At 63.6% G+C, this 22,802-nt stretch carries 20 protein-coding genes; 11 read left to right on the top strand and 9 right to left on the bottom strand.

From position 1 onward, the window contains the following. Positions 1–10 precede the first annotated feature (10 nt). Positions 11–1,843 carry a carbamoyltransferase gene (locus tag IB262_RS10035; protein WP_034789695.1) on the top strand — a complete coding sequence of 611 codons (1,833 nt, stop codon included), beginning with the start codon at positions 11–13 and terminating at the stop codon, positions 1,841–1,843. 57 nt (positions 1,844–1,900) lie between these two features. On the opposite strand, the gene IB262_RS10040 is transcribed toward IB262_RS10035, so the two are convergent. The 3 genes from IB262_RS10040 to IB262_RS10050 all read right to left on the bottom strand — a co-directional run bounded on the left by IB262_RS10040 (position 1,901) and on the right by IB262_RS10050 (position 5,485). After that, positions 1,901–2,839: a LysR family transcriptional regulator gene (locus IB262_RS10040; RefSeq protein WP_060643603.1), complete on the bottom strand. Its 939-nt coding sequence runs from the start codon at positions 2,837–2,839 to the stop codon at positions 1,901–1,903. A 206-nt stretch (positions 2,840–3,045) separates the two neighbouring features. Then, positions 3,046–4,749, bottom strand: coding sequence for an amidohydrolase (locus IB262_RS10045; protein WP_034789705.1), 1,704 nt, complete (start codon positions 4,747–4,749; stop codon positions 3,046–3,048). A 325-nt stretch (positions 4,750–5,074) separates the two neighbouring features. Beyond that, positions 5,075–5,485, bottom strand: coding sequence for a hypothetical protein (locus IB262_RS10050; protein ID WP_034789708.1), 411 nt, complete (start codon positions 5,483–5,485; stop codon positions 5,075–5,077). A 312-nt stretch (positions 5,486–5,797) separates the two neighbouring features. Here IB262_RS10050 and IB262_RS10055 point away from each other — a divergent pair, with 312 nt between their 5' ends. The 4 genes from IB262_RS10055 to IB262_RS10070 all read left to right on the top strand — a co-directional run bounded on the left by IB262_RS10055 (position 5,798) and on the right by IB262_RS10070 (position 8,589). Beyond that, entirely contained in the window at positions 5,798–6,499 is a 702-nt protein-coding gene (locus IB262_RS10055; protein WP_082584561.1) for an RNA polymerase sigma factor, read from the top strand. A gap of 89 nt (positions 6,500–6,588) precedes the next feature. After that, positions 6,589–7,110 (top strand): DUF4142 domain-containing protein, encoded by a 522-nt coding sequence (locus IB262_RS10060; protein WP_034789715.1) that lies wholly within the window; start codon positions 6,589–6,591, stop codon positions 7,108–7,110. 11 nt (positions 7,111–7,121) lie between these two features. Then, on the top strand, positions 7,122–7,433 hold the full coding sequence (locus IB262_RS10065) for a cupredoxin family copper-binding protein (protein WP_034789875.1): 312 nt from the start codon (positions 7,122–7,124) through the stop codon (positions 7,431–7,433). Positions 7,434–7,566: 133 nt separating this feature from the next. After that, entirely contained in the window at positions 7,567–8,589 is a 1,023-nt protein-coding gene (locus tag IB262_RS10070; protein WP_034789718.1) for an LLM class flavin-dependent oxidoreductase, read from the top strand. Between the two features lie 112 nt (positions 8,590–8,701). Here the strand turns inward: IB262_RS10070 and IB262_RS10075 are convergent, their stop codons facing one another. From IB262_RS10075 to IB262_RS10095, 5 genes are all read right to left on the bottom strand, one after another. After that, positions 8,702–9,088 (bottom strand): hypothetical protein, encoded by a 387-nt coding sequence (locus IB262_RS10075; protein WP_034789721.1) that lies wholly within the window; start codon positions 9,086–9,088, stop codon positions 8,702–8,704. A gap of 113 nt (positions 9,089–9,201) precedes the next feature. Then, a complete protein-coding gene (locus IB262_RS10080; protein ID WP_034789724.1) occupies positions 9,202–9,972 on the bottom strand; it encodes an ABC transporter ATP-binding protein in 771 nt (256 codons plus the stop codon). 9 nt (positions 9,973–9,981) lie between these two features. Next, a complete protein-coding gene (locus tag IB262_RS10085) occupies positions 9,982–10,965 on the bottom strand; it encodes an ABC transporter substrate-binding protein (protein ID WP_034789726.1) in 984 nt (327 codons plus the stop codon). 35 nt (positions 10,966–11,000) lie between these two features. Next, complete coding sequence (locus IB262_RS10090; RefSeq protein WP_034789734.1) at positions 11,001–11,885, bottom strand: ABC transporter permease; 885 nt, start codon at positions 11,883–11,885, stop codon at positions 11,001–11,003. A 9-nt stretch (positions 11,886–11,894) separates the two neighbouring features. Further along, positions 11,895–13,247: an LLM class flavin-dependent oxidoreductase gene (locus tag IB262_RS10095; protein ID WP_034789736.1), complete on the bottom strand. Its 1,353-nt coding sequence runs from the start codon at positions 13,245–13,247 to the stop codon at positions 11,895–11,897. 397 nt (positions 13,248–13,644) lie between these two features. Between IB262_RS10095 and IB262_RS10100 the strand changes: the two genes are divergently transcribed. The 4 genes from IB262_RS10100 to IB262_RS10115 all read left to right on the top strand — a co-directional run bounded on the left by IB262_RS10100 (position 13,645) and on the right by IB262_RS10115 (position 17,418). Then, complete coding sequence (locus IB262_RS10100) at positions 13,645–15,006, top strand: dicarboxylate/amino acid:cation symporter (protein ID WP_034789738.1); 1,362 nt, start codon at positions 13,645–13,647, stop codon at positions 15,004–15,006. An 81-nt stretch (positions 15,007–15,087) separates the two neighbouring features. Further along, entirely contained in the window at positions 15,088–15,546 is a 459-nt protein-coding gene (locus IB262_RS10105; protein ID WP_034789739.1) for an SRPBCC family protein, read from the top strand. A 225-nt stretch (positions 15,547–15,771) separates the two neighbouring features. Next, positions 15,772–16,047, top strand: a complete 276-nt coding sequence (locus IB262_RS10110) for a metal-sensing transcriptional repressor (protein WP_089042985.1) — start codon at positions 15,772–15,774, stop codon at positions 16,045–16,047. 48 nt (positions 16,048–16,095) lie between these two features. Beyond that, positions 16,096–17,418, top strand: a complete 1,323-nt coding sequence (locus tag IB262_RS10115) for an MFS transporter (protein ID WP_034789762.1) — start codon at positions 16,096–16,098, stop codon at positions 17,416–17,418. A 10-nt stretch (positions 17,419–17,428) separates the two neighbouring features. Here the strand turns inward: IB262_RS10115 and IB262_RS10120 are convergent, their stop codons facing one another. Next, complete coding sequence (locus tag IB262_RS10120) at positions 17,429–18,031, bottom strand: TetR/AcrR family transcriptional regulator (protein WP_034789764.1); 603 nt, start codon at positions 18,029–18,031, stop codon at positions 17,429–17,431. A gap of 457 nt (positions 18,032–18,488) precedes the next feature. On the opposite strand from IB262_RS10120, the gene IB262_RS10125 reads away from it, so the two are divergent. Then, positions 18,489–21,632 (top strand): multidrug efflux RND transporter permease subunit, encoded by a 3,144-nt coding sequence (locus IB262_RS10125; protein WP_034789766.1) that lies wholly within the window; start codon positions 18,489–18,491, stop codon positions 21,630–21,632. Between the two features lie 15 nt (positions 21,633–21,647). Then, the gene (locus IB262_RS10130; RefSeq protein ID WP_034789769.1) at positions 21,648–22,799 is read left to right on the top strand and encodes an efflux RND transporter periplasmic adaptor subunit; all 1,152 of its coding nucleotides are present in this window, start codon (positions 21,648–21,650) and stop codon (positions 22,797–22,799) included. Positions 22,800–22,802: the final 3 nt, after the last annotated feature.

Consider the following 22,802-nt stretch of genomic DNA (forward strand, 5'->3'; position numbering starts at 1 on the left):
CGGCACCATCGTGCGTATCCTCGGTATCTCGGCCTTTTACCACGATAGCGCGGCCGCGCTCGTCGAAGACGGGCGCATCGTAGCCGCTGCACAGGAAGAGCGCTTTACGCGCCGGAAACACGACCCCGATTTTCCGGCGCGGGCAATAGAGTACTGCTTGTCGGAAGCAGGCTGCACCATGAACGACATCGACCATGTCGTCTTCTACGAAAAGCCGTTCCTGAAGTTCGAGCGGCTTGTCGAGACCTATCTTGCGACAGTGCCGCACGGCTTCAGTTCGTTTCGCGTGGCGATGCCGGTCTGGATCAAGGAAAAGCTCTTCCAGAAGAAGATGCTGCGCAAGGATCTCGGCAAGCTTGTCGGCAAGAAGGAATGGGATGGCTCGCTGCTTTTCACCGAGCACCACCAGTCCCATGCAGCGAGCGCCTTCTTTCCCTCGCCCTTCGCCTCAGCCGCAGTCCTCACCATGGACGGCGTCGGCGAGTGGTGCACCACATCGCTTGCCCATGGCCATGACAATCGCCTCGACTTCCTGAAGGAGCTGCATTTCCCGCACTCCCTTGGCCTGCTTTATTCGGCCTTTACCTATTACACGGGCTTCAAGGTCAATTCGGGCGAGTACAAGGTGATGGGGCTTGCGCCCTACGGGCGGCCGCGTTTTGCGCAGACGATCCTCGACAACCTGATCGATCTCAAGGACGACGGCTCCTTCCGTCTGGACCAGCACTATTTCGGTTATTGCACGGGCCTGAAGATGACCTCGCCGGCCTTTCACGACCTCTTCGGAGGCGAACCCCGCAAGCCGGAATCGCCGCTGACCCAACGCGAGATGGACCTTGCGGCCTCCGTGCAGGTCGTGACCGAAGAGGCGGTCATGCGGCTCGCCCGCTATGCCCGGCGCCAGACAGGCGAAAAGAACCTCTGCCTTGCCGGTGGCGTCGCGCTCAACTGCGTGGCGAACGGCAAGTTGCTGAAGGCCGGGATCTTCGACGATATCTGGATCCAGCCCGCCGCAGGCGATGCGGGCGGCGCCCTCGGGGCGGCCCTCTCGGTCTGGCACGAATATCTTGGAAGCGCGCGTGTCGTGAAGGACAGCGATTCCATGTCGGGCGGCTATCTGGGACCGGCCTTCGCGCAAGGTGAAGTCGAGCAGCGGCTTGCCAACGCCGGGGCGAACTTCGAGGTCCTCTCGGACGAAGAGATCACCTCCTCCACCGTCTCGGCGCTGACCGAGGAAAAAGCGGTCGGCTGGATGCAGGGGCGGATGGAATTCGGACCGCGGGCTCTCGGCGGACGGTCGATCCTCGGCGACGCCCGTTCGCCGACGATGCAGAAGATGCTCAATCTCAAGGTCAAGTATCGCGAGAGCTTCCGTCCCTTCGCTCCGTCGATCCGGCGTGAAGACCTGTCGGACTGGTTCGATATCGACACCGACAGCCCTTACATGCTGCTTGTCGGCGACGTCCTGGAAAGCCGCCGCCTGCACGCCAATCACCCGCAGGAAAATCTGTTCGGCATCGATCTGCTCAACGTGCCGCGCTCGGAAATACCGGCGGTGACCCATGTCGATTACTCCGCCCGTATCCAGACGGTGCACCGCGAGACCAACCCGCGTTACTGGGAGCTGTTGACCCGGTTCAAGGCGCGCACCGGCTGCCCGGTGCTCGTCAACACCAGCTTCAACGTGCGTGGCGAGCCGATCGTCTGCAATCCCGAAGACGCCTATCGCTGCTTCATGGGAACGGAGATCGAGCGCCTCGTCGTCGGCAATTGCATCCTGAAGAAGGAAAACCAGCCGGAGCACCTGAAGCAGGACTACAAAGAGAACTTCGAGCTCGACTAGAACCGGCCACGTAATCTGTTCCTTCAGAACGCCGGGCCGCAGCAGCGACCCGGCGTTCTAACGTCCGGCACGCAGCCGCGAGGCGCTTCGGCCGGAGGGCGCGACGCCGAACTCGCTCGTCAGCAGCTTGACGAAAAACGGCACCAGCCCCGATTTCGCCCGCGACTTGTCGAAGGCTGCCTGGAAAGGCGCCCTGTAGCTGAAGAGATCCGGGCGGATCGGCCGCAGCAGCCCTGCGCTGACATAGCGGCTGGCGAAGTGATCGGGCAGATAGCCGAGATAGCGCCCGGAAAGGATCAGCCGCGCCTCCGCCTCCATGTCGCTGACCGTCGCGCGCGGATTGGCGATCGAGAATATCTTGAGGTCGCGCGCATTCCAATAGGAGCGACCGATCAGATTGTAGGACCGGATGTCGTCGATTTCGATCGTGCTGTCATCGCGGGAAAACAGCGGATGCTCGGCCCCGCAATAGAAGCGCTGCGTCTCCTCGTAAAGATCGACATATTCGAGCCCCAGCGTCGTGCGCGGGAAGCTCGCGATCGCGATGTGGAGCTCGCCCGTTATCACGTCGCGCAACAGTTCATGCGGCGGTCGGGTGACGATCGAAAGCGCCACCTCGGGCGCTTCATCCGTCATCCGCGCAAAGACGCGGGTCAGACGGGAGGCCGGGTCGGACAGGGTGTTGTCGATCAGACCAACGGAAAGCGTGCCGTTCAGCCGGTGCTGTAGCCCCTTCATGCGGATATCGAACTGGTCGATCGTGCCGAACAGGCGCTTGGCCTCCTCGTAGACTGCACGCCCCTCCTCGGTAAGACGGAAACCGGACCGGCCCCGCTGGCAGAGGATCAGACCCAGGCGACTTTCCAGCGCCGAGATATGGTTGGAGATCGTCGAGAGCGACAGGTTGAGCTCGCCCTGCGCCGCCGCAAAACCACCCGCCTCCACGATTGTCACGAAGATCCGCAGCAGCCGCACGTCCAACGAGTCCAACGCCATTCCATCGCGTCCTTAGCTTGATAAGCTCCAAAGTGAAGCGAAATTATTATGAATTTTCAGGCACTAAGCTAGTGCACCATGGCCCTGAACGGCAAATCGGCCGGCGCTGGTAGCGCCGGCCGAGCGTGATCTGGATCGGTGGGAAGGCTGCCGATCGACGTGTCCTCGCACGGCGACCGGCAAGAGAAGGACGCTGCCGCCCCCGATCAGGGCCGGCGATAGACCTCGTTTCCGGCGAGATAGGTCGCCTCCACCTTGCGCTCGCGGATCGAACGGTCGAGTGGATCGGACAGAGTGCCGTCGATCACGACGAAATCCGCCCACTTGTCGACGCTGATCGAGCCGATCTCACCGCCCCAAGGCGTCATGTCGGCACCCGCCTGGGTGAGACCATGCAGGGCCTGGTCGAAGGTGACCGCTTGCTCGGGGTGCCAGGGACCGTCACCCAAGCCAAAGGGGCTCTCGCGGAAGACGGCATCGTTGATCTGAGTCAGCGGGCTCAGCGGCGATGTCGGCCAGTCCGAACCGAACACCAGCGGTACGCCGGCGTCGAGCATCGAATGCCAGACATAGGCCCGCGGCTCGCGATCGGTACCGATGCGTTCGGTGATGTACTTACCGATCGTGCCGGTCGCATGGTTCGGCTGCATCGAGGCGACGACACCGAGATCCTTGAAGCGCTGGATGTCCTTGGTCTCGACCACCTCGATATGCTCGATACGGTTCGGCTGCGGCCGGGGCACGGAGGCTTCGGCGAAAGCGTCGAGAACGAGGCTGACGCCGCCATCGCCGATCGCATGCACCGCCGTCGGGAAGCCGTTTTCGTTGGAGGCCTTGATTGCCGCCGCCAGCTGCTCCTTGGTCTCGAAGGGCTTGCCCTTCCAGCCGTGCTGGTCGGAATAGTCCTCATGCATATAGGCGGTGCGGGTCGAGAGCACCCCGTCGATCACCGACTTGGTGTAGCCGAGCTTGAGCATCGGCCCCTTTACCTCCTGCTCGCCGGAATCGGCGGCCGCTTTGTCGACCTCGTCGCGATCCTTGACCGCTGCGGCAATCTTCTTCGGATCTCCTTCGAAGAAGCCGTACCAGACGCGAAGCGGCATCTTCTTTTCCGAGAGGATCGCGGCATAGTCGTGCACGGCGGCGAGATCCGACATGTCGTTGACGCCGGTGATCCCCAGGCTGTTGGCAAACTTCATCGTCTCAAGCAGCGCTGCCCGCCGCTCGCTGTCGGTCGCCACCGGACGATGCTTCTCGACGAGGTCGCCGGCCTTTTCGAGCAGGATGCCGCTCGGCTCGCCCTTGTCGTTCAAGAGCACCTGCCCGCCCTCTTCGACTTCCGACTTCGCGGTAACGCCGCCCACTTCGAGCGCCTTGGAATTGACCCAGACGGAATGGAAATCGATATCTCGCAGGACCACCACGCGATCCGGCACCACGGCGTCGAGGTCTTCCTTTGTCGGCAGCTTGCCCTCGCCGAGCGTGTAGTCCCAGCCGCCGCCCATCAGCCAGACGCCCTTCGGCAGGCGCTGATCGGCTTCCTTGATCTTTTCGAGCCAGGTCTTCTTGTCCGGGATGTAGGAGAGGTCGACGCCGGTCACCATGTCCATGCCAGATGTGAGGTGCGTATGCCCGTCGATGAAGCCAGGGGTCACGGTCTTGCCGCCGGCGTCGATCACCTTGGTCTCGGCATCGGCCAGTGCCTTGATCTCGTCGTTGCTGCCGACTGCGGTGAACTTGCCGTTCTCGATTGCGAAGGCCTGTGCCTTCGGCTTGCCCTGGTCCACCGTGCGCACGTCGCCGTTGAGCACGATCAGATCGGGTGCGGCCCAAACCGGCTGCGCCGTGCCGACCAGGATCGCCAGCGCGGACGTTGCACCCAGAGCCCGGGTTACTGCTGCCAATGTCATGAAATCCTCCTCCCGCGGCTACATCCCTCCACCCCCGGCGAGCCGCGCGGCACCGGCGTTGAGGGGATGATGCTGCAAGAGGGGAGGATCGCGATATACTCCCTCGGGCTAGGTTTGCGCCATGCCGCGCGACGACCACACTGTGTCCGTTGCAACGCGGTGCGCATCGGCTCGGGCTGACCAAAACCAGGTTTGCCACCCAGTCGGGCGCAATATCCTTACCGGGCGCGAAAGCGAGGCCGCGCCGCTTACGAGAAACAGGAGGTTAGGGAAGCTTCCGGCTGGCGCCCTGGCTTCCCCCGAGGCTGGCCGATGGGCTCAGCCCTCAGCTAAAGAGCGCCTTCAGACGCGGCCAGAGACCAATGGCCGCGCGAACCCGACGGGCGGCATAGGCAGCCCGCACCGAACTACCGAAATTGCAGTCGCAGACGATGTCGTGCAGCTGATGATCCGATATTTCGAAAAAGCGTTTTGCTTCGCCGTAGCTGTCGTCTGCGAGCCCCGCGAGGCGCAATTGCGTATCCTCGAAGGCGACGGTCATGGGCGAACCGTTGACCTGCATGGCCTGACGCACGGCAGCAGTCGCACGTTCAGTACCGGAAAGCGTGCCAAGCCGGCGATCGGGATTGCTTTCCAAGAGTTCGGCCCAACGCTGAAGCCGTTCCGTTCTCGTCATGACGGGATCGGGACGAATTTCGGCGAGCGCCTGCAACTGTTCTATTGTTTGATGCTTCATCGTCGTCTCTCCTAGTGCGAAGATGCGACCGCGATACGCGCCCCTGCACACCGGGGTCGCCGATCCTCAAACTCGCCAGAGGGAACCCCAGTTCCCTGGCCAGAGAAAAAAAGAGGGCTTGCCAATACCGCTGCGCGAACAGCGCCCCAAGACCCAACTTCCGCTGGCGAAAACACGCGAAATGCCGCTTCGTAGAGACACCCTCGCGACTGGAAGCACGCCCCTGCCCCTATTTCGGTTGCCGCTAACGCGGCGTATGTTTTCTCGGGAACGTTTTTGCCCGATCCGCATCAAACGGTGGTTTGGAGGTGGATGATGAAGGATGCCGTGCAGACAAAACCCGCCACGGCGGAAGCGGACCATTTGACGGACGAGACTCTCGTCGAGCGTGCGCTTGCGAGGGATCCGGAAGCCTTCCGGATCATCATGACAAGGCACAACCAGCGGCTTTTTCGCATCGCGCGCGCCGTCGTGCGCAACGACAGCATCGCCGAGGATGTGGTGCAGGAAGCCTATCTGCGCGCGTTCGAACACCTCGAAACGTTTCGTGGCGATGCCAGCCTCGCCACCTGGCTGCATCGGGTCGTGTTGAACGAGGCGCTCGGACGCCTGCGCCGGTCGGCGACGCGACGGGAGGTTCCGCTTCCGACGGACAACGCCGGCGCCGAGATCGTACCCTTTCCCAATGCTGCGAACGCCGACGATCCGGAACGCAGCCTCGCGCAGCGTCAGATCCTGCGGCTGGTGGAAGAGGCCGCCGACGCTTTGCCGGAAGCCTTCCGCCTGGTCTTTACCGCCCGCGTCATCGAAGCGATGAGCGTCGAAGAAACCGCCGCCCTCCTCAGCATCAACCCAAAGACGGTCAGGAGCCGCCTCTACCGGGCTCGTCAGCTCGTCCGTCAGCAGATCGATCGCCAGGTCGGGCCGGTGCTCCTGAATGCCTTTCCCTTCGCTGGACGTCGCTGCGCGCGATTGACGGAGGCGGTCATGCACCGGCTCGGGCTATCAGGCTGACATTTTCGGGAACCTTTGACTGCGGCGCGCATCCAACGGGTGTCATCCATCAAGACCGGTGCCACTTGCGGCCGGAAAAGGAGTTCCCGATGTATGCCCGTTTCACTTCAGCCCTCGCCGTCGCCTGTCTCATCGGTGGCGCTACCCATGCAGCCGACACGAAGGTCAAAGATCCGCAAATCGCCCATATCGCCTATACCGCCGGCGTCATCGATATCGAGGCCGCCAAGCAGGCCCTGAAAATCTCGAAGGACAAGGAGGTCATCGGCTTTGCCAACGACATGCTGCGCGACCACGAGGCCGTGAACAAGCAGGCCCTCGATCTCGTCAAGAAGCTCAAGGTGACGCCCGAAGACAACGACACCAGCCGCGCGCTGACGAAAGCGGCTACGCAAGAGCGTGAAAAGCTGGCGAAGCTGAGCGGCGCCGACTTCGACAAGGCCTATGTCGCCAACGAGGTGGCCTACCACAAGCAGGTCAATGGCGCGCTTGAAACCCTGCTTATTCCCTCCGCGAAGAATGCCGAGCTCAAGGACCTGCTGGAGACCGGGCTCAAGCTGTTCCAGGGGCACCAGCAACATGCCGAGCATGTCGCCGGGATGATGAAGTAGGCCGCGACATGATGCGGAAGCGAAGCCTTGGCGCCATTTCCGGCCTGGCTCTGATGCTGGCTGCGCCATCGGCGTGGGCGGAGACCATCCGGGTGACGATCGAAAAGCTCGTGTTTTCGCCCGCCGAAATCAGCGCCGCCGTCGGCGACGTGATCGAGTGGGACAACAAGGACGTCATGGCGCACACGGCAACGGCCAAGGGTGATTTCGACGTGGTGATACCACCGAAAAAGATGGCGACACTCACCGTCACCAAGGCCGGAACCTTCGACTATACCTGCCGCTTTCACCCAAATATGAAAGCGCGCCTGCAGGTGCGATGAAAGACTTGAGGGCGGCGGTGCGAGCGCATCCCCACGCGCCGCCGTTCACGGCGAAGTCACCAGACACCGGCTGTATCCGGGAACCGAATTATGCCATGGAAGCGGCTGGTTCCATCGAGGAGGCGGCACGGCCATGAAGAAGATCGGTTTTCTTTCCTTCGGACACTGGACGCCCTCGCCGCAGTCGCAGACGCGATCGGCGGGCGACGCCCTGCTGCAATCGATCGATCTCGCCGTTGCGGCCGAAGAACTCGGCGTAGACGGCGCCTATTTCCGCGTTCATCACTTCGCCCGCCAGCTCGCCTCGCCGTTTCCGCTTTTGGCGGCGGTCGGTGCAAAGACGAGCCGGATCGAGATCGGCACCGCCGTCATCGACATGCGCTACGAGAACCCGCTCTACATGGCCGAGGATGCGGGTGCGGCCGATCTCATCGCCGGCGGACGGCTGCAGCTCGGCATCAGCCGCGGCTCGCCGGAACAGGTGATCGATGGCTGGCGCCACTTCGGCTACCAGCCGTCCGAGGGCGAGACTGAGAGCGACATGGCAAGAAGGCACGCGGAAGTGCTGCTCGACGTCCTGCGCGGCGAAGGCTTCGCCGAACCCAATCCGCGGCCGATGTTCCCCAATCCTCCCGGCCTGCTGCGCCTCGAGCCGCATTCCGCGGGCCTCAGAGAACGCATCTGGTGGGGCGCAAGCTCGAACGCCACGGCCGTCTGGGCCGCCAAGCTCGGCATGAACTTGCAGAGCTCGACGCTGAAGGATGACGAGACCGGGCTGCCGTTCCATGTCCAGCAGGCCGACCAGATCCGCGCCTACCGGGAAGCCTGGAAGGCGGCGGGGCACATGCGCGAGCCGCGCGTCTCGGTCAGCCGCAGCATCTTTGCGTTGGTGGACGATCGCGACCGCATGTATTTCGGCGGCGGAAACAAGCAGGAAGACCAGATCGGTTTCATCGACGACAAGACGCGGGCGATTTTCGGGCGCAGCTACGCCGCAGCACCCGACGTGCTGGTCGAGCAACTGGCAAAGGACGAGGCGATTGCCGAGGCCGACACGCTGCTCCTGACGGTCCCGAACCAGCTTGGCGTCGAGTACAACGCCCATGTGATCGAGGCGATCCTCAAGCATGTCGCGCCGGCACTTGGTTGGCGCTAGCGACAGGCGACGCCTCAAACTCCAGGCATCTGAAATAGGCATCTGAATTCAGGCACCCGGCCGAATCAGGGAGCGCGGCGGTACTGCCGCGCCCCTTCGCTTAACCGGTTCTTCAGGGAACCTGCGGCGGATGCGCGACGCCCAGATAGTAGTCGCCCTGTCCGCCGCTCTGATACTCGCCCGTGTAGCGCTGGCGGGCATCACCCAGCGTGCGGGCCGGCGGGCGGTAGACATAACCCGGCGCCGGATCGACATACGGATCGACATAGATGCTGCCAGTCGGCATCGGATCGACATAGACTTGCGGCTCTACAGGCTCGACATAGACCGGGCCGGGCGCGGGTTCGACATAGTAGGGTTGCCCGTAGAGCACCCGGTTCTGGGTGCCCGGCGGATTGTGCGGATCGATGCCGGTGTAGAAGCCGTTGGCGAGCGCCGGTGTTGCCGTGCCAAGGGCAAAAACGATTGCGGCGAATGACATTCCGTTCGAAAGCTTCATGGCGTTGCTCCTGTCTCGGCTGAGCATCCGACCATCTGGCAGCATCGCCCCCGGTGGATGCGAACGTCGAGAGAGAATAACGCGTAATCGCTGCAACCGTTCCGCACGCGACCTTAGTGCAGTCCGAAGATGCCGAGCAGTTCCTCGCGCTGGCGCACGAAGGCGCTGGCGCTGCGGTCGCGCGGCCGCGGCAGGTCGATCTCGATCAGCCGAGGTTCGCCGCCCTTTTCGCGCGGCAGGATGAGGATACGGTCGGCGAGATAGATCGCCTCCTCGAGATCATGGGTGACGAGCACGGTTGTCACGTCCTCGTCGCGCCAGATCCGCGCCAACTCCTGCTGCATGCTGATCTTGGTCATGGCGTCCAGCGCGCCCAGCGGCTCGTCGAGCAGCAGGATTTCCGGCTGGACCGCAAGCGCCCGGGCAATGCCGACGCGTTGCGCCATACCGCCCGACAATTGCCGCGGATAGGCGTCTTCGAACTGTTGCAGGCCGACCAGTTGCACGTAGCGCCGCGCCCGGTCTCGTGCCTGCCCACGGGAAAGACCACGCGTCTCCAGCCCGAAGCCGACATTGTCGAGCACCGTCAGCCAGGGCAGGAGCCGCGGCTCCTGGAAGATCACGGCACGGTCGGTGCCGACACCTCTCGTCAGCTTTCCGTCGATCAGCACCTCTCCGGCATCCGGATCCTCAAGACCCGCCAGCACCCGAAGCAGGGTCGTCTTGCCCGAACCGCTGGCGCCGACGATAGCGAGCGTCTCGCCGGAGCGGATATTAAGGTTGATATCCCGAAGCACAGGCAAGGGCGTGCCGTTCAGGCGGTAGGACTTGGAGAGGTGACGGATCGTCACCTCTCCCCGGCGAGGGTTCTGGGTAACGCTCATGGAACGTCCTCAGTTGCTGGCCGTTGCGCCGTCGACGGCCAAGAGCACGTCCCTTGGCGCCAGTTGGCCCTGCTTGAGCTTGCCTTCGCGCACCAGCACGTCGATCCAGAATTGGAGGTCACGCTCGACCGGCAGGCCACCGGCCCGCACCCCATAGCCGCGGAAGTACTGGGCGATCTCAGGATTTTCCCCGCGGGCTTTCAGGGCCTTGGCAAGGATGTCCTTCGTTTCCTGCGGATGTTCGCGGGCATAGTCGAGCGCGCGGGCCGACTGCAGCACGAAGGTCTTTGCCGCTTCCGGATGCTCCTTCACGAAGTCGCGTCTGAGCACGACGAAGCCGCCGGCGATCTCGCCGAGCACGTCGGTGTCGTCGAAGATCGCGCGCAGACCACCATTCTTACGAGCCGCGCCCTCGAAGGTCGTCTGCCAATAGCCGAAGGCCGAGATATCCACCTGGCCGGAGCGCAGGACCTGTTCCAGTTGCGGACCGGGCACGACGACCTGGTTGGCGGCATCTGTCGGCAGGCCGACAGAGTGCAAGGCCTCGCGGATCGTATAGTCGAGGTGCGCACCGAGCGTGTTCACCGCTATGCTCTTGCCGGCGATGTCCTTGATGCTTTTGATCGGGCTGTCTTCCAGCACGTAGAAGATCGACTGCACTTCGTCATTGATGCCGTTGGAGGGATAGGCGGCCACGAAATCGTTGCCGCTGATAATCGAGTTCAGCACGGCCGATGTCGCCGCACTGCCGATCTCGACGTCGCCGGAGGCCAGCGCGATCAGTGATGCCGGGCCGCCGGTGGCGTAGCCGACGCTCTCGATCGTGATGCCGGTTCCATCAAAATAGCCGAGTTCCTGCGCGAGTTCATGTGCCGACAGACCGCCTTGGCTGGCGAGATAGCGAAGCGTGACCGCGTCGGCAGCGGCCGCCGGTGAAACAAGGCCAAGTGTGACGGCTGCCGAGAGAAGAAGATTGCGGGGGTGGAAGGTCATCTCGATATCCTTTCGAAGGGGAACTGGTAAGGCGGTCAGGCGTTCGGCGCAGACCAGCGGCAGAGATTGCGTTGGATGAGAACGAGCAGCGCATTGGCGGCGAGACCGAGCAGGGCAAGCAGCAGGATCGATGCAAACATCAGCGGGATCTGGAAGTTGTATTGGGCGTTCATCACCTGGAAGCCGATGCCCTTGTTCGCTCCGATCATTTCGGCAGCGATCAGAAGCAGCAACGCGGTCGTGGCCGAGAGCCTGAGGCCGACGAAGATCGCAGGCACGGAGGCCGGCAGAACCACGCGGCGGAAGACGGCGAGCGAGCCGGCGCCGTAGGTGCGAGCCATCTCGATCAGCTTCCTGTCGACCTCCTTGACCCCACCGATCGTCGACAGGAGGATCGGAAAGAGCGTCGCCCAGAAGATCACGAAGACCTTCGACGTTTCGCCGAGACCGAGCAGCAGAATGAAGACCGGGTAGAGCGCCAGGGCCGAGGTCTGGCGGAAAAGCTGAAGGACGGGGTCGAGTGCCTGTTCGACAAGCCGGACCTGGCCCATGAACAGCCCGAGCGGGATTCCCACCGCGACGGCGGCTGCAAAGGCAATGCCCGACCGCTGCAGGCTGATGGCGATGTCGTCGAGCAGCGCGCCGCCGGCGATGCCGTCCCAAAGGGCCGACAGGATCACGTCGAGCGGCGGAAACACCGCCGCGTTGACCCAGCCCACGGTGCTTGCAACCTGCCAGAAGGCCAGAAACGTAAGCACGAGGCCGTAGCGGGCGACGATTGCGCCGAGCAGGCGGCGCCAGCGCGGCACGGAGTTCGGCCGGGAATGCGCGGCGGGCGAAGTGGAACTCTTGGCAAGAGCCTCACGGCGCGCCGTTGCAAAGCCTGCCGCAAGCGAGGGGTTGATGGTTTCATAGGACATGGCAACACCTCACTCTGCTGCCTGAACGGCCGACCGGGCAGCAGTCCAGCGGTTGACGGGAACGGGCAGGCCGAGGTTTTCGCGCAGCGTCTTGCCCTCGTAGGCAGTGCGGAACAGGCCGCGACGCTGCAATTCCGGGATCACCAGCTCGACGAAGTCGTCGAGCGCCGTCGGGAACCATGGCGGCAGGATGTTGAAGCCATCGGCGGCTTCGTTCTCGAACCATTCCTGCAGGGTATCGGCGATCTGCCCCGCCGTACCGACAATCGTGTAGTGGCCGCGCGCCGACGCGATCCATTGGTAGAGCTGGCGAATGGTGAAGTTGTTCTCGTCGGCGATCTGGCGGATCAGCGCCTGGCGGCTCTTCATGCCCTCGGTCGGCGGCGCCGGCGGCAGCGGCCCGTCGAGGTCGTAACCACGGAGATCGAGCGTTCCGCCGGTCAGGCCGTTGAGCAGGCCGATGCCGTCCTCCTCGACGATGAGCGAGGTCAGCCGTTCGTATTTCTCCCGCGCCTCGGCTTCCGTACGGCCGACGAAGGGCGAGACACCGGGCATGACCAGGATGTGGTCCGGGTTGCGGCCCAGGCCCCGGGCGCGGGCCTTGATATCGCGATAGAATTCCTGCGCCGTTTCGATGTGCTGGTGCGCCGTGAAGATCACCTCCGCAGTGGCGGCGGCAAGGCCCCTGCCATCATCGGACTGGCCGGCCTGCACGATGACGGGATGTCCCTGCGGCGAGCGCGAAATGTTGAGCGGGCCGCGGACCTTGAAATGCTCGCCGCGGTGATCCGTGTCGTGCAGCTTCGCCGGATCGAAAAAGACGCCCGTTTGCTTGTCGCGGATGAAGGTATCGTCCTCGAAACTGTCCCAGAGCTTCTTGACCACATCGACATGCTCGGCGGCGCGCCGGTAACGCTCGGCATGCGGAAGCTGCGTGTCGCGGTTGAAATTCTGGGCGGTCGGATCACCCGTGGTCGTCACCACGTTCCATCCGGCGCGACCGCCGGAAATGAGGTCGAGCGACGCGAACTTGCGCGCTGTCGTATAGGGTTCCTCATAGGTCGTCGACGAGGTGGCTATGAAACCGAGATGGGTGGTGAGTGGCGCCAGCGCCGAAAACAGGGTCACCGGTTCGAAGCCGGCAACACGGGCATTGCCGCCCTCTCGCGCGCCACCGAAGCCGATCGCCAGCCCGTCGGCAAGAAAGTAGGCATCGAACAGACCACGTTCGGCGGTCAGCGCCAGCTGCTTGTGAAACTCGAAACTGGTCGCCCCGTCGGCTGGCTGGTCGGGGTGGCGCCAGGCGGCAATATGCTGCCCGCCGCCGGGAAGAAAGGCTCCAAGCCGGATCTTGCGTGTCATCTCAATCCTCTCCTGTCTCGCTTTAAACTCGAGGAGATCACCCTGCCGAGGGCGAAGCGCACAAGGCGCTCCGCAACACGCGGCGAACTCCGGCCACGACAGACAGGTTACATTATATACTAATTTTATAGAGAAAGAGGATTTCAACGAGACGTGCCGGGATTGAAATGTTTTTCGTCAGTTCGCCCGGTTTAGAGATCGATGACCGCTTCGCCGCCCTCAGGCGCAATCCGGCCGGAGCGAGAGTGCGCGGTTGATCCGGGAAAATATTCCACTTGGAATAGTTTTCGAGCCAAAGGTTTTCTTATCTCGACCAGAATACTCGACTATTTTTCGGGCACTTGCGGCGGCCATTGCCTAAAAATGTGGCCGCCGCCACACAATGAGAGTGAAAGACGTGTCCCAAGCAACCACCCAATCCTCACCAAAGCCGATCTATGCTTCCTTCGGGTTCCAAGTCCTGGCGGCCATGGTCATCGGCCTGCTGCTCGGCCTCATCGCCCGCAATATGGGCGTCGATGCCAGCGGCAATGCCAACTGGCTGACGGTCACCCTGCAGACGATCGGCTCGATCTTCGTCCAGCTTCTGCGTGCGCTCGTACCGCCGCTCGTCTTTACCGCCATCGTCGCCTCGATCGCCAACCTGGCGACGCTGCAGAATGCCGCCAAGCTCGTGTGGCAGACGCTGCTCTGGTTCGCGATCACCTCTCTCATCGCCGTCGTCATCGCCATCGCACTCGGCCTGATCATTCAGCCGGGCATCGGTTCGGCCGTTTCGCAGGAAGCTGCCAAGGCCCCCTCCTATTCCGGCTCGTGGCTCGATTTCCTGAAGGGCCTCGTGCCCGCCAACATGCTCGGCCTTGAAGCCAGCACCAAGGTCACCGACACGGGTGCCACCACCTCGCTCAATTTCAACGTGCTGCAGATCCTCGTCGTTTCGATCGCCGTCGGCGCCGCGGCGCTGAAGGTGGGCGATGCTGCCAAGCCGTTCCTCGCCTTCAACCAGTCGCTTCTCGCGATTGTGCGCAAGGTCCTCTGGTGGGTTATCCGGCTGACGCCGATCGGCACGATCGGCCTGCTCGGTCGCGCCGTTGCCCAGTACGGCTGGGAAACGCTGGCGCAGCTCGGCTGGTACACCGCTGCCGTCTATATCGGCCTTGCGATCGTGCTCTTTGTCGTCTACCCGGCGCTGCTCGTCGGCCACGGCCTGAGGCCCTCGCGCTTCTTTGCCGGCGCCTGGCCGGCGATCCAGCTCGCCTTCGTTTCACGCTCCTCCGTCGGCACCCTGCCCGTTACCGAAACAGTGACCGAAAAGAGCCTCGGCGTGCCGCGCGAATATGCCGCCTTCGCCGTGCCGCTCGGCGCCACCACCAAGATGGACGGCTGCGCCGCGATCTACCCGGCCATCTCGGCGATCTTCATCGCGCAGTTCTTCGGCCTGCCGCTCGGCATCCAGGAATATGTGCTGATCGTCTTCGTCTCGGTGCTCGGCTCTGCCGCAACCGCCGGCCTCACCGGCGCGACTGTCATGCTGACGCTGACGCTTTCGACGCTCGGCCTGCCGCTCGAAGGGGTCGGCCTGCTGCTCGCCATCGACCCGATCCTCGACATGGGCCGCACGGCGGTTAACGTCGCCGGTCAGGCGCTCGTGCCGACGATCGTCGCCAAGCGCGAAGGCATTCTCGACGAGACCGTCTACAACGGCGACAAGGTGCTCGACGACCTGGAACCGCTTGGCGCCGCTGCACGCGCTGCCTGACGGCGTGAAACGACGCATGCGGGCCGCAAGGTCCGCATGCCGTGTTATACTTCAGGCGTTCCGCCTGTTGAGGGATCGGCGATGTCGTCGACCAACTTTCATCTCGTCACCGAATGGACGATCGCCTCCCAGCTTGAAGACGTGTGGCGTGAACTCAGCACGCCGGAACGCTGGCCCGAGTGGTGGCCATCGGTGAAGCAGGTTACGCTGCTAAACGAGGGGGACGAACATGGTGTCGGCGCCGTCAGGCGCATGCGCTGGTCGACGGCACTCCCCTACGAACTGGTCTTCGACATGGAGACCACCAAAGTCGAGCCGCCTCTCTTCATCGAAGGCCGGGCCTTGGGCGAACTCGACGGCATCGGCCGCTGGACCCTGCAAGGCGAAGGCAGCGCTTGCCGCGTTCGCTATGACTGGATCGTGACAGTCACGAAGCCCTGGATGGTCCGTCTTTCCTTTATCCTCAGACCCGTCTTTCGCTGGAACCACGGGGTGGTGATGGAGCGCGGCCGCCGCGGCCTCTCGAAGAGGCTGGCCTAAAGCAACGGCGGGCACATTCCGGAAAGACGCGCAGACGGACGACTATTGCGCCAGGCGCGTGCCTCGTGCCTGATGATTTCGCCCAGGCGCTGGGCACCCGGTCCCGCCGCATCTGGATCCGGATAGACCAGATACATGGCGCCACAACGCCCGCCTTCGGACACCGCAGCAACCATCGAAAATCACTCCCTTGAAATATCCTATCCAGGGGGATAGGATATTGATATGAGCGAGCACAGACACGACACCCATCCCGAGATCGTCAAGCGGCTGAAACGCGCGGAGGGGCACCTGAAGAGCGTCATCACCATGATCGAAGGCGGCCGCTCCTGCCTCGACATCGCCCAGCAGCTCCACGCAGTGGAGAAGGCGATCAGCCAGGCGAAGCGAACCCTGATCCAGGATCACCTGGACCATTGCCTTGAAGACACGATCGGGGCGCTTCCGCACGAGCAGCGCCACTCCATCGACGAGTTCAAGGCGATTACGAAATACCTCTGAGCAGCAAATCCGCTGCCACAAACCGCCACCGAGCGAGGCCCAATCATCATGCTGCAGATCCTCGCAAACCGCACCTATCGCCACCTGTTCCTGGCGCAGGTGATCGCGCTGATCGGAACCGGCCTCGCAACCGTCGCGCTTGGCCTTCTCGCCTATGATCTGGCCGGCGCCGAAGCGGGCGCGGTGCTCGGGACGGCGCTCGCGATCAAGATGATCGCCTATGTCGGCGTGGCGCCGATCGCCGCCGCCTTCGCCGAACGGCTTCCACGCCGTGCCATGCTCGTCAGCCTCGATCTGGTGCGCGCCGCCGTCGCGCTGTTCCTGCCGTTCGTGACCGAGATCTGGCAGGTCTATGTGCTGATCTTCGTGCTGCAGTCGGCCTCGGCCGCCTTTACCCCCACCTTCCAGGCGACCATTCCCGACGTGCTGCCGGATGAAAAGGAATACACCCGCGCCCTGTCGCTCTCGCGGCTTGCCTATGATCTCGAAAGCGTCGCAAGCCCGATGCTCGCTGCGGCACTGCTTACCGTCGTCAGTTTCCATGACCTGTTTGCCGGCACGGTGATCGGCTTCCTCGCCTCGGCCGCCTTCGTCGTGTCCGTCGCGCTGCCAAGCCCGAAGGCTGCGGAACGGCGCGGTATCTACGACCGCACGACACGGGGTCTGCGCATTTATCTCTCGACGCCACGGCTGCGCGGCCTGCTCGCGCTCAATCTCGCGGTCTCGGCGGCGGGTTCGATGGTCATCGTCAACACGGTGGTGCTGGTTCAGGCCGGCTTCGACCTTACCCAGACCGACACGGCGATCGCGCTTGCCGCCTTTGGCTGCGGCTCGATGATTGCCGCGCTGATGCTGCCGCGCCTGCTCGACAGGACGCCTGACCGTTTCGCGATGTTTTCCGGGGCGACGATCCTCGTCGCCGGCCTGTTCATCGGGCCCCTCGTTCCAAATTTCGCTTCGCTGCTGCCGCTGTGGCTCGCCATCGGTATCGGCTACTCGCTGACCCAGACGCCGTCCGGCCGGTTGCTGCGCCGCTCCGCCCAGCCCGAAGACCGGCCGGCGCTCTTTGCAGCGCAGTTCGCCCTTTCGCATGCCTGCTGGCTGATCACCTATCCGCTGGCCGGCTGGCTCGGCGCTACCGCCGGGCTCGGCACGACCTTCATCGCGCTTGGCCTCATCGCCATCGGCGCTGTCGCCGCGGCCGCCCGGCTCTGGCCCGCGCCCGACCCGGACGAAATCGAACACACCCATCATGCGCTGGCGGGCGATCACCCCCATCTTGCCGGTGCGACGCGCGTCGGCAGCGGCCACCGCCACACCCATGTGTTCGTGATCGACAGCCATCACCCGGACTGGCCAGCCCAGCGGTAGGCAACGGCCGCTACTTGGAGGCGGTGCTGTTGCCGGCAAAAGACAGGATCGCCGCATCGGCGATCTCGGCGAAACGAGCACTTGGCCCTTCGGCGCCGCTGCTCTGCTGCGCGGCGCGCGCGCCATCGATCAGCAGCAGCAGCGTGTCGCCGAGCAGCTCTGCGTCGGCGATGCCGGCCCGGCGGCACAGCTCGACGACCCGGTCGCGCTGCGCATCCTTGAAGAGGCGGATCACCTCGCGGCCGGGGTGATCCTCATCGGTCAGCTGCACGGCGGCGCTCATCATTTCGCATTGGCACTTGTCCTCGCCGAGGTGCTCGGCGATACGCCGGACCCAGGCCCTGAGCTGACCGATACCGTCGCCCGGGTGCTGGTCTTCCAGTTCGCGCCAGAAGCCATCCATCTCCATTCCCGCATGGCGCAGGCATTCGACGATCAGCTCGTCCTTCGAACTGAAGTGGCGGTAGAGCGTCATCTTGTTGCTCTCGGCAGCATCGGCAATCGCATCGACGCCGGTTCCGCGAATGCCGCGGCGGCGAAAGAGATCACGCGCAGCCTCGACGATGCGATCGCGCGGCGAACGACGGGATGGTTTGCAGAAATCCGTTGTCATCGCAGTGGTCCGGCGTGAACGGCGCGGAAAATCTTGCCCCTTGACGCCCTGTCATTGGTCGATAACATGCGACGATGTTACCGACCAGTAACATTTTCGCCACCGTGGCAAATCAAGGAGCATCCGCTTGCGGCAAAGAGCTCTTCCGGAAACGGCGGCGGTAACTGCAGAAAAATTTCATGCGCAGTGTCGGTGAGCGCGGTCGCCAGGCGTCTTTTAGCCAGAGCGCACACCGCAGAGACTTTTTAGATTCGATAACGCTCGTGATTTGGTCGTCGTGATTAGGACCGGATCGGCCCTTCATGATCTCGTGCTGGAGCCTTATGATGCGCATGCTGGATGGGCTGAAGGCTGGGGAGACCGTCGCTGACCGCAAGGTCCGCGCGGCGGGCGTGCCGGTGCCGAGTTTCCGCCACGCCGCCTGCTGCGATGGTGGCGCTCCCAAAGGATCGGCCCCATGATTGACTTCTTCATCCACCGGCCGATCTTCGCATCGGCGATCGCCATCATCATGACGCTCGCCGGCGGCATCTGCTATTTCCTGCTGCCGATTTCGCAGTTTCCCGACGTCACGCCGCCGCAGATCGTCGTTGCCGCCAACTATCCGGGCGCCAGCGCCCAGGTGGTCGCCGACACGGTGACGACGCCGCTCGAACAGCAGATCAACGGCGTGCCCGGCATGCTCTACATGACCTCGACCAGCTCGAACGACGGCTCGTCGCGCATCATCATTTCCTTCGAGGTCGGCTATCCGATCGACGTCGCCGCGCTCGACGTGCAGAACCGCGTCTCGCAGGCCGCCTCCTCGCTTCCGGCCCTCGTCAACCAGACCGGCGTGACCATCGCCAAGCAGATCCCGAACTTCACCGTGCTCGTCAGCCTGGATTCGCCTGACAATTCGGTCGATTTCGCCGCGGTCAGCAACTACGCCTACCTGCAGATCCTCGATCCACTCAAACGCCTGCCGGGCGTTGGCGACGTCCAGCTTTTCGGCGAGCGCCGCTATTCGATGCGCGTCTGGCTCGATCCGGATCGCATGGCCAATCTCGGCATTACCGCCGTCGACGTCCAGAACGTCATTGCCGAGCAGAACATCCAGGTCGCCGGCGGCAAGATCGGGCAATCGCCGGCACCGGCCGGCACGCCCTTCGAGATGCAGATCAACGCGCTCGGACGCTTGAGCGACCCGTCCCAGTTCGGCGACATCGTGCTGCGCGCCGACCAGACGACGGGGGCAACGACGCGGCTGCGCGATGTGGCGCGCATCGAGCTCGGCGCGCTGCTCTATTCCTCGTCGGTCACCTTCAACGGCAAGGAAAGCGTCGTGCTTGCCGTCTTCCAGGCACCGGGCTCCAACGCGCTCGACCTGCAGGCCCGCGTGCAGGCGAAGATGGACGAGCTGTCGCAGCGCTTCCCCGCGGGCATCGCCTACCACATGTTCTACGACACCACGCGTTTCGTCTCGGCGGCGATGAAGGATGTCGTGTTCACGCTGCTCGAGGCGCTCGCCCTCGTCGTCTTCGTCGTCTTCATCTTCCTGCAAAACCTGCGCACGACGATCATCCCTACGATCGCCATTCCGGTTTCGTTGATCGCGACGCTGGTCGTCATGTATCTCTTCGGCTTCTCGCTCAACATGCTGAGCCTGCTCGGCATGGTGCTTGCCATCGGGCTTGTGGTCGACGACGCGATCGTCGTCGTCGAGAACGTCGAACGCCAGCTGGAGGCCGGGCTGCCGCCGCTCGAGGCCACCAAAAAGGCGATGCAGGAGGTGACCGGCCCGATCATCGCGACGACCGCGGTGCTGCTGGCCGTCTTCATCCCCGTCGCCTTCATTCCGGGCGTCGCCGGCAGCCTCTACAACCAGTTTGCGCTGACGGTCGCAATCTCCGTCGCTTTTTCCGCCTTCAACTCGCTGACCCTCAGTCCGGCGCTGAGCGCCGCGTTCCTGCGCTATCGCGGCGAGCCGCGTTTTGCCCTCTTCCGCTGGTTCAACAGCGGTTTTCACGCCCTGTCGCACGGTTATGCGCGCAGCGTCGCCGGGCTCGTGCGCTGGCGCTGGGCGCTGTTTGCCGTCTTCCTCGCCGCGATCGCCTCGACCTATGCGCTATGGCAGCGCATCCCCTCGACCTTCCTGCCGGTCGAGGACCAGGGCTATTTCTTCGTCGTCATCCAGTTGCCCGATGGTGCCTCGCTCGAACGCACCGAGGCGGTCGCGCGGCGATCCGAAGAGATCCTGCGCGGCACCGCCGGCGTCGATTTCGTCGGTTCGGTCGTCGGCTTCAACTTCCTGTCCTTCGCCGCCCAGTCAAACTCGGCCGTGCAATTCGCCGTATTGAAGCCATGGGACGAGCGGCCGCCCGAACAAGGCGCCTCGGCGCTGCGTGAAGAGGTGATGCCGCAACTGCTGCAGATCCCGGACGCGCTGGTGCTCGCCTTCGACCCGCCGTCGATCCAGGGGCTGGGTGCTACCGGTGGCTTCGAGTTCCAGGTGGAGGACCTTGCCGGCCGCAGCGCCGAGGCGCTGAACGACGCGACGCAGGCGCTGATCGCTGAGGCGCGCAAGCAGCCGGAAATCAATCCCTACCAGCTGTTCACCACCTTCAGCACCTCGAGCCCACAGTTCGACTATGACCTCGACCGCGACAAGGCGAAGCTGCTGGGCCTGAGCCTGCCGGATATCTTCAGCACACTGCAGATCTATTTCGGCTCGCTCTATGTCAACGACTTCAACATCTTCGGCCGCACCTTCCGCGTGACGCTGCAGGCCGATCAAGGCGCACGCGCCTCGGCCACCGATCTCTCTCGTCTCTACGTGCGCAACACTGAGGGGGAAATGGTGCCGCTCAATACGCTAGGAACCTTCAAGCCGACGGTCGGCCCGGAGACCATCACCCACTACAACAATTACCCCTCGGCGCTGATCAACGGTGCGGCAGCACCCGGCTTCAGCTCGAGCCAGGCGGTGGCGGCGATGGAGCGGGTGGCAAAAACGACGCTGCCCAGGGACTACACATTCGAGTGGACCGGCATTACTTATCAGGAGATCCGGGCAGGCTCGATCGCCGCGCTCGTCTTTGCGCTCGCCCTCGTCTTCTGCTTCCTGATCCTGGCCGCCCAGTATGAAAGCTGGTCGATGCCTTTCATGGTGCTGCTGTCAGTGCCGCTCGCGCTTTTGGGCGCGCTTTCGGCGCTCTGGCTGCGCGGTATGCAGATCGACGTCTATTCGCAGATCGGTTTCGTGATGCTGGTCGGACTTGCCGCCAAGAACGCCATCCTGATCGTCGAGTTCGCAAGACGCCGACGCGAGGAAGGGCTCGACGTCGTCGCAGCCGCCGCGGAAGCGGCGCGTCTCCGGCTGCGGCCGATCCTGATGACGGCCTTCGCCTTCATCCTCGGCGTGCTGCCGCTGATGTATGCCAGGGGCGCAGGTGCTGCCAGCCGCCAGTCAATCGGCACCACCGTCTTCGGCGGCATGCTGGCGGCGACGATCCTCACACTCATTTTCGTCCCGGTCTTCTACGCGGTCATCGAAAAATGGCGCGAGGGCACGTCCTCGCGGCCGATCGGCCAGCGTCACGAGCCGGAGGCGGCGGAATAGGAATTGGAGCCTGACATGCGTGGTTCGAGACTGGTCCTTGCCGCAGCGGTCGTGGTCGCCGCCCTTGCTGCGGCCTATCATTACAAGAACGGCGGATTCGAGCTGAAGGGCGGCGACGCCGGCGCGGCGGTGGGGCCGCCGCAACAGGCCATGCCCGTGCCGGTCGCCTCGGTCGTCAAGAAAACCATTCCGATCTATCTCGACTATTCGGCCCGCACCGAAGCGATCCGCAACGTGACGCTCCGCGCCAAGATCACGGGCTATATCGAGTCGCAGGCGGTGCCCGACGGTTCGGATGTGAAGGAAGGTGATCTGCTCTATCGGATCGACCCGCGCGATTATCGGGCAGCGCTCGATCAGGCAAAGGCCCAGGTCGAGCGCGACCAGGCGTCGCTCGCCTATCTCCGCTCCAATCTCAACCGCGGCAATGAACTGGCCACGACGGGTTACCTCGACAAGGACAGCTTCGATCAGCGCCAGAGTGCTGTGCACCAGGCCGAAGCGGCACTGGAGATGTCGCGGGCGGCGGTGCGCACCGCCGAGATCAATTTCGACTACACCGAAATCCACGCGCCCTTTGCCGGCCGGCTCGGCCGCGACCAGGCGCCGGAGGGAACGCTTGTCAGCAACACCGCCGGGACACCGCTCAACAACCTCGTGCAGCTTTCGCCGATCTATGTTTCCTTCAACCCGAGCGAAACAGAACTCGCCGACATCCAGAAGGCCCGGGCGAAGGGGAAAGTGCAGGCGGAAGTGCTTTTGCCTGGCGACAAGGAACCGCGCTATCGCGGCGACCTCACCTTCATCAACAACACGGTCGAGGGAAATACCGGAACGGTGGTGGCGCGCGTGACGATCGACAATACTGATCTTTCCCTGCTGCCCGGCCAATATGTCCGCGTCCGGCTGAAGATCCGCGACGAGCCGAACGTGCTGATGGTGCCGGAAACGGCGCTCGGCTCGAGCCAGCTCGGCAAATACATCTATGTCGTCGGCAAGGGTGAAACGGTCGAACAAAGGCTGGTCACTCTTGGCCCGACGAGCGGTGATCTCATCGGCCTGACCTCAGGCGTTGCGGAAGGCGACCAGGTGATCGCGGGAAACCTGCAGAAAATCTTCCCGGGCGCACCGGTCAAACCGATGCCGGCCGAGCAGGCGCAGAAATAGGCC

The organism is Ensifer sp. ENS02, assembly GCF_014851885.1.
GTDB classification, from domain to species: Bacteria; Pseudomonadota; Alphaproteobacteria; order Rhizobiales; family Rhizobiaceae; genus Ensifer; species Ensifer adhaerens.